13 protein-coding genes are annotated in these 13995 nt (G+C 47.6%); 4 read left to right on the top strand and 9 right to left on the bottom strand.

Annotation, left to right across the window (positions count from 1 at the left end):
- Positions 1-117: 117 nt before the first annotated feature.
- Positions 118-849, bottom strand: a complete 732-nt coding sequence (locus tag V1499_RS07985) for a TIGR02206 family membrane protein (RefSeq protein WP_409275251.1) — start codon at positions 847-849, stop codon at positions 118-120.
- 275 nt (positions 850-1124) lie between these two features.
- Here V1499_RS07985 and V1499_RS07980 point away from each other — a divergent pair, with 275 nt between their 5' ends.
- Positions 1125-2075 (top strand): Gfo/Idh/MocA family protein, encoded by a 951-nt coding sequence (locus V1499_RS07980; protein ID WP_409275250.1) that lies wholly within the window; start codon positions 1125-1127, stop codon positions 2073-2075.
- 73 nt (positions 2076-2148) lie between these two features.
- Here V1499_RS07980 and V1499_RS07975 read toward each other — a convergent pair whose 3' ends face one another.
- The 3 genes from V1499_RS07975 to V1499_RS07965 form a co-directional block, all read right to left on the bottom strand.
- On the bottom strand, positions 2149-3405 hold the full coding sequence (locus tag V1499_RS07975; RefSeq protein ID WP_409275248.1) for a cytochrome P450: 1257 nt from the start codon (positions 3403-3405) through the stop codon (positions 2149-2151).
- A 529-nt stretch (positions 3406-3934) separates the two neighbouring features.
- The gene (locus tag V1499_RS07970) at positions 3935-4471 is read right to left on the bottom strand and encodes a DinB family protein (RefSeq protein WP_409275246.1); all 537 of its coding nucleotides are present in this window, start codon (positions 4469-4471) and stop codon (positions 3935-3937) included.
- A gap of 139 nt (positions 4472-4610) precedes the next feature.
- On the bottom strand, positions 4611-5267 hold the full coding sequence (locus V1499_RS07965) for an HAD family hydrolase (RefSeq protein ID WP_409276256.1): 657 nt from the start codon (positions 5265-5267) through the stop codon (positions 4611-4613).
- 112 nt (positions 5268-5379) lie between these two features.
- Here V1499_RS07965 and V1499_RS07960 point away from each other — a divergent pair, with 112 nt between their 5' ends.
- Both V1499_RS07960 and V1499_RS07955 read left to right on the top strand, forming a co-directional pair.
- Complete coding sequence (locus V1499_RS07960; RefSeq protein WP_409276255.1) at positions 5380-6045, top strand: response regulator transcription factor; 666 nt, start codon at positions 5380-5382, stop codon at positions 6043-6045.
- Positions 6042-7061 carry a sensor histidine kinase gene (locus V1499_RS07955; protein ID WP_409275244.1) on the top strand — a complete coding sequence of 340 codons (1020 nt, stop codon included), beginning with the start codon at positions 6042-6044 and terminating at the stop codon, positions 7059-7061. Before V1499_RS07960 ends, V1499_RS07955 begins: the two co-directional genes overlap by 4 nt.
- A 41-nt stretch (positions 7062-7102) precedes the next feature.
- Here V1499_RS07955 and V1499_RS07950 read toward each other — a convergent pair whose 3' ends face one another.
- Positions 7103-9022 (bottom strand): ABC transporter permease, encoded by a 1920-nt coding sequence (locus tag V1499_RS07950; protein WP_409275242.1) that lies wholly within the window; start codon positions 9020-9022, stop codon positions 7103-7105.
- Positions 9009-9776, bottom strand: a complete 768-nt coding sequence (locus V1499_RS07945) for an ABC transporter ATP-binding protein (protein ID WP_409275240.1) — start codon at positions 9774-9776, stop codon at positions 9009-9011. Before V1499_RS07945 ends, V1499_RS07950 begins: the two co-directional genes overlap by 14 nt.
- Positions 9777-10211: 435 nt before the next feature.
- Here V1499_RS07945 and V1499_RS07940 point away from each other — a divergent pair, with 435 nt between their 5' ends.
- Entirely contained in the window at positions 10212-10652 is a 441-nt protein-coding gene (locus V1499_RS07940; RefSeq protein ID WP_409275239.1) for a C40 family peptidase, read from the top strand.
- A 53-nt stretch (positions 10653-10705) separates the two neighbouring features.
- On the opposite strand, the gene V1499_RS07935 is transcribed toward V1499_RS07940, so the two are convergent.
- From V1499_RS07935 to V1499_RS07925, 3 genes are read right to left on the bottom strand one after another with little or no spacing between them, the layout of a single operon-like run.
- Positions 10706-11836, bottom strand: a complete 1131-nt coding sequence (locus V1499_RS07935; RefSeq protein ID WP_409275238.1) for an ABC transporter permease — start codon at positions 11834-11836, stop codon at positions 10706-10708.
- On the bottom strand, positions 11829-13037 hold the full coding sequence (locus V1499_RS07930; RefSeq protein ID WP_409275237.1) for an ABC transporter permease: 1209 nt from the start codon (positions 13035-13037) through the stop codon (positions 11829-11831). The genes V1499_RS07935 and V1499_RS07930 overlap by 8 nt, the downstream gene beginning before the upstream one ends.
- 13 nt (positions 13038-13050) lie before the next feature.
- The gene (locus V1499_RS07925; protein WP_409276254.1) at positions 13051-13977 is read right to left on the bottom strand and encodes an ABC transporter ATP-binding protein; all 927 of its coding nucleotides are present in this window, start codon (positions 13975-13977) and stop codon (positions 13051-13053) included.
- Positions 13978-13995: the final 18 nt, after the last annotated feature.

Genomic DNA, 13995 nt, shown 5'->3' with positions numbered 1-13995 from the left:
ACTTCCATTATAAGTGGGGGTTGTTGCCAAACGGCTATGCAAACAAATTATTAAACATGTAAACGTGAGAAACTTTCTGTTTTTAAAAAAGTGAAGCAAGGCGTTCCCTGCTTCACTCTAATTCATTTGCCTGGAAGTACCGGACGCCTTTCCCCTTTCACGGAAAATCAGCCAGACAATCAGGCTGAGCGAGACGAGCAGGCCTTCGAGTGAAAGGATGTACCATGGATATGGCCCAAGCACGTCCAGGAGGCTCGCAGTTTCCGGCTTGTGGCTCAAATACATATAATTGCCGCCAACCAGTTTGTTAATGAGCATGACAACCGGCATGATCAAATTCAAAAATACGACGAGCCTGATGACGGATGAAAAAGCCGGCCGGTATCCCTTCACCCACGTGTAGTAAAGCGGGACAAGGACGATCAGCATGTGTGTATAGAAAAAATGGACAAACCGGAAATGCGGAAAGTCATAGAACAAATACGGGGTTGCGAGCGCCTGGGTCGCGCCGAGCAGAGCAGTGTAAAGAAGTATGTCATAAACCGCTTTGCTTCCCGTTAATAAAAGGATTACCGCCAGGATCAGGCTGATGCTGCAAAGGCCGGCGGGCAAAGAGTCGACCGCCCGCCAAAAGCCATTTGCATACATCCAAATGTGGTAGAGGGACTCCATTACAATGAGCGTTCCCGCCGCCCAAACTTCCATTTTCCGCTGCCCAAGCCCTTTTAGACGTTCACGGAATACATAAATCGCGATTACCGCCAGGAGAAGAATCACCAAAACGAAGATGTGCGATACCGAAAACATCACAAACCGATAATTCTCCGAACTTCCTCCGAACCAGTCCATCCACTCCACCCCATTAAGGCAATGAGTTTTCTCTCACCTGTATATTTTCCCCAAGGAAATACTTCCAGCATACCATTTGCTATTAGTTTACCATTTTCCTGCAGAGCTGACTTATTTAATTCTATTACAAGATTATAAGGAAATGCTGATGGCTTCCCCTCAGCTTGCAGTGATAAAATAGACTGGTACACATTTACGAAAATCATATTTTTTGAGAAACCCAAGCTTTGCCATATGGGCAAACGTAAGGCCATTTTCCAAGGGGGGAGTTCTTTATGGGGAAGATAAATGTTGGTATCATTGGCACCGGGGGCATTGGCGAGCGCGTAATGAACGCATTCCTGGCGCATTCCGAGGCAGACGTTCTTGAAGTATTTGACGGAAATGCAAAGCGACTAGCAGAAGTATCTGAAAAATATGGGATAGCCGCAGCGGATGACTACAGGGCTCTTTTTGACAACCCTGACATCAACTTGATTTATATCGCAGTACCGCCAAAATTCCATCACCAATATGTAATGGAGGCGCTTCGGAGCGGCAAAAATGTCCTTTGTGAAAAGCCGCTGGCCAGTACGGTTACTGAAGCGGATGAAATGGTGGGAGCAGCTTCTTCTAGCGGGCTGCTTCACGCAGTTAATTTCCCGACGATTTTCGGGGCCGGTTTTTTAGAACTCGAACGGTTGGTGAGCAATGGATTCCTTGGGGCTTTACGCCGTGTTGAACTGCACTGCCATTTTGAGGAATGGCCCCGGAAATGGCAGCAAAACAGTTGGATTTCTTCAAGGGACCAAGGAGGTTTCGTCCGTGAAGTGTTTCCGCACTATATCCAGATTATTTTACATTTGTTCGGAAAAATAAGCGATGTCCGTTCCTCATTGGAGTTGCCGGAAGATCCGGGCCTTTGCGAAACCGGCATCATCGTAAGCGGACGCCTTTCAAATGGTGTGCCTGTCCTTTTCAACGGGCTATCTGGACTTGGCATGAAGGAAGAGCTTCGTTTCGATTTGTATGGAACAGAGGGGACACTTTCCCTCCGTAACTGGTCGGAAATCTGGGCTGCCAGAAAAAATGAACCCCTTCAGCGGATTGAGGTGGAGGGTGCAAACAGTTATCACCGGTTCATCGATGAGCTTGTGAAGGCTTTTGATGGAAAACCGGCTCGTATTGTTTCCTTCCAGCGTGGCCGCGATGTCCAGGAAATCCTCGACCAGCTTTTGGAGGGGTGAATTAGTGAAGCAGGGACGAATCTCCTGCTTCATTTTTTTTTGGAGCAAGAGATCCGTCCACTGTTTCATTTTCTTATTGAACCCTCTTCACGTTGGCCATGATAAATCCGCTTTCCGGACGGGTTGGCATTCGGACAAGGCTGTAGCTTAAATCCTGATCTTCTGGAACATCATACGTGATTCCGTTTACTAGCAGGTCGGTGCAAACCTTCATGACCTCGACTGTAACTCCCTCACCTGGGCAGCGATGGCCTTTTGCCGGATCCCCGCCTCCCTGGGGAATGAATTTGAACAGGTTTCCGTCCCAGTCCCGGAACCGTTCAGGATGGAATTGGTCCGGAAATTCCCACAGCCTGTAATCGTGGTTCGTACCGTACATATCCAGCAGGACAAGCTGCCCCTCTTCAAAATTGTAGTTTTGCCACGTAAATGCATGTTTTACCCTTGCACCGACAAACGGCCCAAACGGATAAAACCGCCTTACCTCCTCGGCAAACCATTCCCGATATTTATCCCCTTCAGTACGGAGCTTTTCCTTGCATTCCGGATGATCATGCAGGGCCAGGGCACAGAACGAAACGAAAGTCGCAATCGCTACAATTGGCCTTAGCACATTAATCAGTTCGACCGCGGCCATTTTCGCATCAAGCGGTTTTCCATCCGGCTCACGGTATACTGACCATGAATGAAGCGCCGACCCTTCCCTCGCCGCAAGTTCACCTGCCCTGACCTTCTCGATAACTTCCGTGATCCATTCCTCAGCGCGAGTCCGGGCCCTCCTGCCTTTCCAATGGCGTGGCCCCACAGCTCCGAACGCATCGACCATCGCGGTGAAATCCTCCGCGCGTTCTTTTGCCTCCTCCTCTTTTATAGGAACGCCAGCCCACTCGCAGGCAATTTTACAAAGGATTTCTTCAGCCTCTTCAAAAAGGACGACCCGGTCCATCGTTTCCCATTTACTAGCCGTTTCGCGGAAATACGTTTCGGCCAGTTTGCGGACCTGGGCAACTCCCTCCGGTGACAGGAGCGCCATGAACAGCATCTTTCTACTTTGGTGCACAGCGCCGTCCTTTGTCTGGACCGCATTAACCCCAAATAGCGTCTTTTGCACCCTTTTCGGCGCCGCTCCTATTCTTTGAAACTTATCATTATCATAGAAAATCTTCGCCGCTTCCTCGCCGGTCATGCACACGACCTTTTGGCCAAGGAGCCGCGCCTCGAACAGGTCCGCTCCGTATTTCTTGCATCGGTTCCCGATAAATTCATACCCCTCCTGCATCAACGCTAGGCTGTTATCAATAATGTGGTCTTTAGGAACTTCACCGTTCAAATCCATCTTCTCCTTTTTGAAAAAATATGTACGTGCTGCTGCATACATTTTTGCCTATCGAGCGGCTTGTTAAACAATTAAGGATTTATTCCGCGGTGAGCTACATTCGGACCATCCTGACCTGGCCGGTGGGCTAATTGTGTCTGAAATTTGGCAGTTCCGGATATCTGCATTGAATTCCCGGATAACTGCATCGAAATCCCGGATAACTGTCCTGAAATCCCGGATATCTGAATTGTATTCCCGGATAACTGTCCTGAAATCCCGGATATCTGCATTGAAATCCCGGATATCTTGCCGCTCTATGAAAATCTGCGCAAAAAATGACTGTCCAGAGGGGATAAGCAACCTAAATGTATGAAGAAGCTCTAAAGCAGGGACTTCTTCCTGAATGGGGTGCAAAAAAACTCTTGAGAAACAAAAAAGACAGGGGCTTAACCCTGCCTTTTACCAAAATTCCCTAAAATTGAAGCGGCCTATATGTTCCCCTGTGCAGTCGTAAATGGATCCGCCAAATTCGTCCCCTGCTTCACTCCGCAGGAAATCCGTTTGAGCCCAAGTAGCGTTCCATGAGGATTTTACGGTGATGGAGTTCGTGGCCTGCGATCATGGCGGCGATTGCCCGTACTGATACGAGATGGCCATTGGCATTCCCAGTCCGTGGCCACGCTTCCTCGCTGAGCGACCTTACCAGAGCGCTTGTCGACGCCCGAACCGCCATGAAATTCGCCAGCAAGTTCTCAAGCGGTTCCCTGTCGAACCCAGCTTCCCGAACGTATGCGTTCTCCTCAAAGCCAGGGAGTGGGACCGAGTCCCCGCGCGCAATTGTCAATAACCGGTACGCCATGATCCTCTCACAGTCCGCCATATGGCCCAAAACTTCCTTAATGCTCCATTTTGACTCGCCATACCTGAAGGAAGCCTGTGAATCCGACAACCCTTTCAGCAGGATGACAGTTTCATCCGCCTGCCTCTCCAAAGTTGTGACGATGTCCCCTTCCGGAACCAACACAATGTACGGTTCATAGGCAGATGCGTATTCACCTTGCTCAGGCGTTTTATACATGAAAACCACTCCCTTCGGTTTCTTAGTTTTACAATATCACGTTCAAAGGTAACTTTACCAAAGATAAGCGGACTGCAAACATAGGTCCCTAATAAAAAAATCTTGAGGGTAAATACGAATGATCGTCCGATCCATTTTACTATTCGTACCTTCCTACTTCCTTTAGCACTTCCGCCAAACTTTTCTCCGCCATCGATCCAAGCCGAAGCCGGTAATTTTCAAATCGTAGATGGTTCGTTACCGGATTCGGGACGATGACACAGTGCATTCCGGCGGAGATGGCCGCGGCTGACCCGTTCAGCGAGTCTTCGAAAGCTACCGCCTCATTTGGCGAAATTCCCAGGCTCTCAAGGGCCAATAAGTAAAGCGCTGGGTCCGGTTTGACTTTTTCGACGTCTTCCTTCGTTTTAATTGTTTCAAAGTAGCTGTAAATGCCAAACTTCCTTAAATACGATTCGACCCATTCTCTCCGCGAGCTTGAAGCTAGGCCAATTTTCACACCAAGGGACTTTGCTTCATCCAAATACTCGCGAACCCCTTCACGGAGCGCTAGGCTGCCTGCTTTTTGCATGTAAAACTCCTTCGTTTTCAAATGGATGCCTGCTTCGTCGACCGTCATGCCTGTCGTTTTTTCAAAATATGCATTTAGCACTTCGTTGGTCGTCCCAATTACCTTTGAAAATTCTTCAAGCGGGAGTTCGCACCTGAATTCAGCCATGATTTCCTTATAGGCTTCATACCAAAGCGACTCCGTATCGACAATCAGGCCGTCAAAGTCGAAAATAATACCCTTTATCACACTTTTCCCTCCAGTCAACTTTCAAAAAATGGTACTCTACTAAATTCCTGCCAAGTCTACTATACTATAGATACAAACTTTGCAAAAAGAAGGTGGCACTTTGAGAAGAGTGATGATTGTAGAGGATGAACCGAAATTAAGACAGTTGATTGCCGCTCACCTGGAAAAATGGGATTTTTCCCCCTGTTCGGTTAGCTCGTTTGAGGAGATTGATGCACAAGCCGCCGATTTGAAGCCGGATCTCATCTTACTCGATATCAACCTCCCAAGCTACGACGGGTTTTACTGGTGCAAAAAAATCCGTGAAGTGACTGCCGCTCCCATCGTGTTCATTTCATCAAGAACGGAAAATATGGATATTGTCATGGCCATGAATGTCGGCGGAGATGACTATCTCCAGAAGCCTTTTTCGCTCGACGTGCTGGTCGCGAAGCTGAATGCCATTTTGCGGCGAGCGGCTGCTCCCCAACAGCGTGAAACGATTGTTCTTGAGTACAACGGCCTTCTCCTGAATCTTGAAAAAGCTTCCGCCCAGTTCGAGGGCAAGGAAGCGATATTAACGAAAAATGAGTTTCATATATTGGCGATGCTGATGAAGCGGCCTGGAAAAATAATAGGAAGAGATGAAATCATGCGGGCATTGTGGCAGGACGAAAGCTTTATAGATGACAATACGCTGACCGTCAATATGAACCGGCTCAGAAAGAAGCTGGAAAGCCTCGGCCTCGCATGCGCCATCCAAACAAGAAAAGGCCAGGGGTATAGTTTACAATGAAACCTATTGAATACATGTCAGGCCAAAAGGCTCTCATTGTTTGTTTACTGCTTATCATCGGCTTTATGAATACTGTCGCCCTAGCCGACCCCTCGCTGTCCATCCTTCCGGCGAGCCTTTTGTACATCGATTTTGTTTCCGTACTGATTATAGCGGGTTATTTATTCTACGACTTCCGCAGAAAGAATGCATTTTTAAAAGAACTTGAAAGCTATGAGCCGGGCGGTCTACCCAGCGGGCATGGGATAAAACCTACCGAAGAAGAAAAGCTGTACATCGGGATAATCGCTGGGCATTACCGGTCCTCTCTTGAAGGGCTCAGGCGCGCCAATGATGAAAAAAAGGAATGGATGGAATACATGACTTCCTGGTTCCATGAGATCAAAACGCCGATTGCCGTTAGCAGGATGCTTTATGAGACAGGTGAAGGAAGCCCGAGCCTGGAAGAAGAAATGGACCGGATCGAACATTTCGTCGAGCAGGCGCTTTATTTTTCTCGCCTGAACGATTTCAATAATGACTACCTCATTCAGGAGGCTGAGATTGGGAAAATCGTCAAAGAATCCTTGAAAGCCCATTCCAAGGTATTTTATGCAAAAAAAATCCGCCTGGACGTCCGCTGCGAAGACTTTGAGGCGCTCTCTGACAAAAAAGCCCTTCTGTTCCTTTGCAACCAGCTGCTCGGGAACGCGCTTAAATATACCCCGCCGGGAGGTGAGCTTACAGTTTCCGTCCTTTCAAAGGAAAGGATGATTTCCATCCGCGACAACGGAATCGGGATTTTCCCCGAGGATCTTCCTAGGGTTTTCGAAAAGGGATTTACAGGGAAAAACGGGCGCGAACTTTATTCGTCCACAGGCATGGGGCTTTATCTCGCCAAAAAAATCGCCGATAAGCTCGGCCATTCGGTGAGTGTCGAGTCCGAAAGAGGAGTATTCACACAGGCGGCCATTCACTTCCCAGTTCCTGGTGGAGCCGCCTACCTTGGACTGGAAGCCGAAAACCATAAGGAATAATACGAACAAAAGGGATGGAGGAACCATCCCTTTTTTCATGGCTATTCATTAACGAGTGCATAGAAGCGGGTCGACGTGTAAGAAAAGTAGGCCAAATACAGACCGATATATAGGCCAAGGACGACCATGAATGGGCCGGCCATCCGGATGCCGGCAAACCCGGCGAGCGCCGATATCAGGACCGAGCTATGCGATACGGCAATCAGGATTGGAATAGAGAAAATAAACAGCGTTTGGACCCTGATCGATTTCCTCATTTCCCGCGCTCCGAGCCCAATCTTCTTCAGGATTTGGTACCTCGGCTTGTCGGCGGCCGCTTCCGACAACTGCCTATAAAAAAGGACGCTGCCGGTTGCCATCAGGAAGACAAGCCCGAGGAAGCCACTGATAAAAATAAGGATTCCGTATGTCTCCATTCCTTGTGAATATTCCTGGTAAAAACTTGACCAAATCACCTCGTTCCGTTCTTCCGTATGGTTCCAGAGGATTTCTTCAATTTCCCCCCCAAGCTCCTTTGTAGCCTTTTCTTTCCCAAGCTTGTATATCTGCAGCTGTGTTGTTGGCGCGCCAGACTCAACGGCCTTTTCATAAACGGCATCCTTGACGACGAGCGGGAATGCGAAGATGGCTTGATTCAGCAGCGAATAGTTTTCATAGGAAGCAATTGTTGCGTTTTCCCCGCCCGGCAAGCGGATGCTTCTGCCGGTATAAGGGTCGTGCGTCCTGTTCAGATTTCCGTCATAAAAGGCGATCGCTTCATTATCGGCAAACTGAATATCCGCTTCCATCCCCATTTTCCTTCCGAGCTGCCTAAAAGACGATTCGGGAATAAGCAGGACTGGATAATCAGGAGGAAACCTCCCGGAAAAATCCGGACCCGCTTCCATTTTTACCGGCTCTATTTTTTGGCTGTAACGTATATCGTCCCTAGCCTCGAATAGACGGTTTATTTCCGTTTCATCTTCCCCATTTTGCACCGAATAAATAAAGCTGTGCGGAAAATTGTCTTTAGAAATATCATTCAGGCTGGCGTACAGGCTCCACGTCACTCCCATCAGGAAAAGCGTGAATGTGGACAACAGCGCCAGTACCGACAGGACGGCGATATTTCCTTTTATCCTATATAGCAGATTAGATGTACTTATGATGTTAGATCCTTTATAGAAGAATGCCTTCCTTTTCGAGAGAGCCGAAAGCAAATAGACGATGAATGCCCGGATGAATAGGAACGTTCCAATTATGATGCTCACAAGCGCGCCAAGGATTTTCAGCCATGCGTGGCTTGACCAGATACCGGATGAAACGGGCTGGAGAATAACCCAATAGCCAGTTCCGATGAGCAGCAGCGACAATAAAGCCACAGCGACGGAGGCAAACGGCTTTTTCTCCGCTTGTTTTCCCGCCTGGAAAAGTTCACGGAGCGTGGATGTCCGGATGACCCGGGCATTATAAATCGATGCCGCAGAGAGAATCAGAAAAAAAATAACAATCGTTTGGACTGCCGCAGCTACGGATAAGGTGAAACCCGCTACGATTGGAATTCCCATGAGTTTAACAAGGACCATCGCAAACAGCTTGGAAAGAACCGCGCCAATACCAAGACCAACCAGTAGAGCCCCCGTGCCGACAAGCAAATTTTCAAAAAAAAGCATCAGCCCAATTTGTTTTTTCGACATACCAAAAAGAGAGTATAAGGCGATTTCTTTTTTCCGCTTTTTCATAAAAAAGCTATTGGAATAAAAGATAAACAGAGCGGAGAAAGCCATCAGGAAAACAGAAGCGGCCATAAATGCGGGTCCTATTTTGCCAAGGCTCGCTGCAGCATCAATGATTTTCCGATTGTATTGCAGGGATACAAAAGTAAAGTAAATCACGACGCTAAAGGCCATCGGATAAAAATAAACCAAATATGCCTTGAAGTTTTTACGTATATTTCTTTTTGTCAGTTCAAACAGACTCAATCTGTCCACCCCCCAAGGCAGCCAGCACATGGACAACCTGCTGGAAAAACTGTTTCCTTGTTTGGCTTCCCTTTCTTAATTCAGTGAAGAACCCACCATCCTTTATAAAAACGACACGGCTGCAAAAGCTTGCTGCGAAAGGGTCATGGGTTACCATCAATATGGTCGAGCCTTTAATCCTGTTTATTTCCTCAAGCGTCTTCAATAGGATATGGGCCGACTTCGAATCGAGGGCTCCCGTAGGCTCATCCGCGAAGACAATGCTCGGGCTTGAAACAAGCGCCCTCGCTGCGGATGCCCTTTGTTGCTGCCCACCGGAAACCTCATAAGGATATTTGCCGAGTAGTTCTTCTATCCCGAATATATTTGCGAATTCCGCTGCCCTCCTCGCAATTTCGACTGGCGGCATACCAGCAAGTGCGAGCGGCAAGGCGATATTTTCTTCAATTGTCAATGTGTCCAGGAGGTTGTAATCCTGGAAAATGAAGCCGATCCTATCCCGCCGGAACCTGCTGACTTCCTCTTCATTCAAACTTTGCACATTCGTACCGTTTATCCTTACGATGCCTGAAGTCGGCGCGTCAATCGTCGATAATATGTTCAGCAAGGTTGTTTTTCCGGCTCCTGAAGGCCCCATAATCGCGGTGAATTCCCCTTTTTCAACCTTTACATCGATGTTGTTCAGGGCGGAAAAAACATTCCCCTTTCCTCCATAAGTCTTATTGAGCCCGACAGCTTCCAAAACCAATTCCATTTTCATCCCTCGTTTATCCTTTTGTTACTTTTACTGTAATAAAATTCTTTTCTATCATCCATCGCATTCCCTTACATTTTTAACTTTCAGTCTTACAATTTTGTAAGAAATAGAAGGTGAAAAAATCCATTTTTACAGTTGTATTACATATTTTCGTCACATTTTTTTACTTTTTTCACAGTTTGTTTACATTTTAGCCACTATGATCGACCATGCTCCTTGCTGTGCCGTAAAGGATAAAAGATTGTAAAAACCCAATAATATCAAGGTTTCCTGCGGAAAAAACAAGTGTTCTTACTTTTAAAAGTAACAACAATGTTAATTTTCTGAATTTTCATTTCCTCTTGTAATAGACTTGTAATCTACCTGTGAAGACGCTGTTAAAAAGAATAGAGTATAGTAGGTTTAGCAAAAAACACCAGGGGGTAAACTTACATGTTGAAGAAATTTATGGCGGTTTTGTTTATGACAACTTTGATGATGACACTTCTTCCGACCATGAGTGAAGCTGCAACTTACCACAACAATGCAATTTCTGTCGCTAAATCCAATATGGGAAAACGTTATACATGGGGCGGAATCAGCCCAAGAGCAGGTTTTGATTGCTCCGGCCTCGTAAAATACTCTTTTGGTAAAGCAGGAAAGTCCCTTCCAAGGACAGCTGGGGAAATGTGGGGCAAAGGTAAACGCGTATACAGCCTTAAGCCTGGCGACCTTGTTTTCTATCAAACATACAAAGCTTCAAGACCGACACATGTCGGCATTTATATCGGAAACGGGAAATTCATCCATTCTGCTTCATCTAAAGGCGTATCTGTTTCATCCTTAAACAACTCCTACTGGAAGCCACGTTATGTAGGTGCAAAGCGCATCTAATTATACTATAAAAGAGAGCCGGACAGGCTCTCTTTTTTGTATTGTCAATTAAATTAATTTTCGTATTTTAGCTTCCTTATTCCCAAATAGTAGAACAGCAGGCAGAATCCAGCTAGAACGGCGATTGCAGTCCAAATCGTCGGTCCGTGCAGGCTTCCGCTCACAATTTCCCGGATACCCGACATCATCCAGCTTTGCGGGACGAATTTTGCGATCAGCTTCATGAAATCAGGAACAACATCAATCGGCCAGTAGACACCTCCGAGCATACAGGTGCTGACGATGATAACCGCGCTCAACGCGCCCGCTTGCTGTTTTGTTTTTACCAGTCCTGCAATCATAAGGCCAAGGCCGACCACGGTCAGAATGACAAGCGATGCAAACGGGATAAAATAGAGCGGGCTTCCCCACTTCCCGTTAAAAAGCACTTTAATCGAGAGAGCGAGAATGCCAAGCTGCAGCCAGCCAAGCAAAAAGTAGGACAGGATATAACCGCAAATAATCTGAACCCTGTTAACAGGGGCGGCCATCAATCTTGCCCAGGTTCCGCCAGCCCTTTCTTCAAGAATTGTGGCTGCCGCTCCCGAGATCCCGAACATCATGAACATGATCGTAAATCCAATTGAACTCAAGGAAACTGCTTCTCCCTTGCTTCCTTCCCTTTGAATAATCTCCTTTTTAACTTTGATTCCCTGGTTGCCTGACACTTCCTGTAAAAGTGCCGAAAACCCATCGGTCCCGCTAGCGGCTGCTAATTCATAACCCGAGGCAACCGTCCGCGCGGCTCCTTCAAGATGGGGATACAGCGCCAAATACTCCTGTGTCTCACGCTGGATTGCAACGGTGAACAGCGGTTCTTTTTTTGCAATCCGCTCTGCCAATCCTTCCCCAATCATGACCGCAGCGATGGCCTTTTGATTGTTAACCGCTTCCCTAGCTTTTTGCGGGGAAACTTTTTCCCATTTATATTGATTATTGCCTGTCAGCAGTTTCGCAGCCTGTAAAGATAAATCATCGCTTCCCGCTGAATACAGCACAAGCGGTTTGTTTTTTTCCGAACTGCCAGCCATTCCACCGAAAATAATGCTGAATACGAGGGGCATGACGACCATCATTACCCATATGGAGGGGGTGCGCGCCATCGACTTCAGATGCAACAGGGCAATCGCAGCTGTTTTACGCATACTTTCTCCTCCTTTCCCCGGCAAGCACAAGCCAGCCGATCGCAAGGAATAGAATCCCGAGCCCCAATAGGCCCGCCGCTCCCGGGAGGATATCCATTATCCCGCCCCCAGACATCAACTCCAGGAATGATTGCAGGGCAAGTGCGTTTGGAAAAACTTTTACTAGCGTGTTCACCCAATCAGGCATCAAATATAAAGGCACCATACTGCCGCCAACTGCCGCCATGATTTGTGTGCCCAGCATACCTACTACGTTAAAGGCCTTTCCTGTGTTCACCAGTGAACCCGCCATAACTCCGAGTCCGCAAGCGCTGAATACGAAGCTAATACCGATTATGAAAACGCCAGTGAGGGATGAGCCCCAATCAACCGAAAAAATGAACCGGGTTCCAAGTATTATCACAAACAGCTGAAGCGTTGATAAAAACAGCAGCCCAAGGACTTTTCCCGCCAAATACTCATAATGGGTCAATTTTGATACAAGCAGCCGTTTATAAACCTCCTGCTCCTTTTCCTCAATCATGGCCGATACCCCAATGGTAACTGTCATCAGCAGGAACATGACCCCCATGCCCGCGGCGTAATATTGAAAGGAGCCGACCGGCAGTCCTTCTTCCTTTGCAGCTTCCTCCTTCACAAGCGTGAAGGGTTCCTCCCCCGGGGAAAACCCTGCGGCACCAAGGTTTGCCTGCCCCTGATTCCCCGCTTTTGCGGCAGCCTCGATGGCAGCCTTCATCCCGGCTGTCCGGATAGCGGCTTCACTTGCAAACTGTTGGATGATGTTCTCGGTAATTGTCGCCTGAATGCCCGCCGATGGAATCGAAATGAGTTTCACTTCCGCCTCATTACCGGAAAGGACCGCATTTGAAAAACCTTTTTCGATAATCAGGCCTACAGCGGCTTTTTGGTCTTTAAGGGTTGTATACAGTTCAGCTTCATTCATTTTTTTCACTTTCACAAGATCAGGCAGGCCTTTTTCAAAAACTTCTTCCTCTAGGACCGTGCCCATCTCCCCATCGTCAAGATTGGCCACGGCGAGTGTAAATTTGTCCAGCTTCACTTCGCCGTCTCCCATGAGCTTGCCAAATGCCGCTCCCAATATACCGATCAATAGCAACGGCATCAGGATAAGTGTCAGCAAGGCTTTCCTGTCCTTTGCGATAAGGATTGTGTCTTTTAAAGCAAGCCACCACAAATTCATTCTTTCTCCCCCCTTAGTCGCGCAGGCTTCTTCCTGTTAGATGCAAAAAGACGCTTTCCAAATTCGGCTCGACGATTTCCACTCCGGAAATTTGCGCTCCCGTTTCCGTGATTCTTTGGACGAGCGTACTTAAGACAGCTTGAGGCTCCTTGTGAAACACAGTCAAATTCTCTCCGAAAACCTGGCAATCCCCTGCCGGAACAATGCCATTTAGCATGTCTGGGTTGGCCGCGCCTCCCTGAATGGCAAAGACCATCCTCGACCTGTCGCCAATCGTCTCCCTCAGTTCCGGAATGGTTCCCAAGGCAATCAGCTTTCCGTGGTCCATAACGCCAATCCGCTTACATAGAAACTCCACTTCCTCCATGTAATGGCTTGTATAAATGACAGTCATTCCCTCATTATTCAATCTCTTAACCGTTTCAAGGATATGAGCCCTTGACTGTGGGTCAATTCCAACGGTTGGCTCATCCATAATCAATAATTCCGGCCTGTGGAGGATGGCCGCGCCTATATTGACCCTCCGTTTCATCCCCCCGGAAAACGTCTCGACTTTATCCTTCGCCCTGTCGGCAAGTCCAATCAACTCGAGTGTTTCGGCTACCCGATGATCGAGAATGCTTCCGGAAAGGCCATACATCCTTCCCCAAAAATAAAGATTGTCTTTCGCGCTCATCGTTTGGTACAGCGCGATTTCCTGCGGGACAATCCCAATCAGCGCCTGTGCTTTTTTCGGGTTGGCTTTCATATCAATGCCTGAAAGCATGATTGAACCGTCTGTAGGTGGAAAAAGGCCCGTCAACATATTGATAGTCGTAGACTTTCCTGCGCCATTCGGACCCAGCAATCCAAAAGCTTCTCCTTTACTGACTGTAAATGATACGCTGCGTACTGCTTCAAAATCCTTAAACGCTTTCCTTATTCCCGACACCGAAAGCAGTTCCATTCTCCTATCCCC

The sequence above is a fragment of the Neobacillus oceani genome, assembly GCF_046237595.1.
Taxonomy (GTDB): Bacteria; Bacillota; Bacilli; order Bacillales; family Cytobacillaceae; genus Bacillus_D; species Bacillus_D oceani.
This window is presented reverse-complemented; position numbering and strand designations above follow the sequence as displayed.

What these genes read in the sequence shown, in the direction of transcription:
- V1499_RS07955 (WP_409275244.1), top strand. Translation starts at nt 6,042, where the DNA reads ATGAAACCTATTGAATACATGTCAGGCCAAAAGGCTCTCATTGTTTGT.
- V1499_RS07935 (WP_409275238.1), bottom strand. Translation starts at nt 11,836, where the DNA reads ATGCGTAAAACAGCTGCGATTGCCCTGTTGCATCTGAAGTCGATGGCG.
- V1499_RS07945 (WP_409275240.1), bottom strand. Translation starts at nt 9,776, where the DNA reads ATGGAATTGGTTTTGGAAGCTGTCGGGCTCAATAAGACTTATGGAGGA.
- V1499_RS07985 (WP_409275251.1), bottom strand. Translation starts at nt 849, where the DNA reads ATGGACTGGTTCGGAGGAAGTTCGGAGAATTATCGGTTTGTGATGTTT.
- V1499_RS07980 (WP_409275250.1), top strand. Translation starts at nt 1,125, where the DNA reads ATGGGGAAGATAAATGTTGGTATCATTGGCACCGGGGGCATTGGCGAG.
- V1499_RS07970 (WP_409275246.1), bottom strand. Translation starts at nt 4,471, where the DNA reads ATGTATAAAACGCCTGAGCAAGGTGAATACGCATCTGCCTATGAACCG.
- V1499_RS07930 (WP_409275237.1), bottom strand. Translation starts at nt 13,037, where the DNA reads ATGAATTTGTGGTGGCTTGCTTTAAAAGACACAATCCTTATCGCAAAG.
- V1499_RS07940 (WP_409275239.1), top strand. Translation starts at nt 10,212, where the DNA reads ATGTTGAAGAAATTTATGGCGGTTTTGTTTATGACAACTTTGATGATG.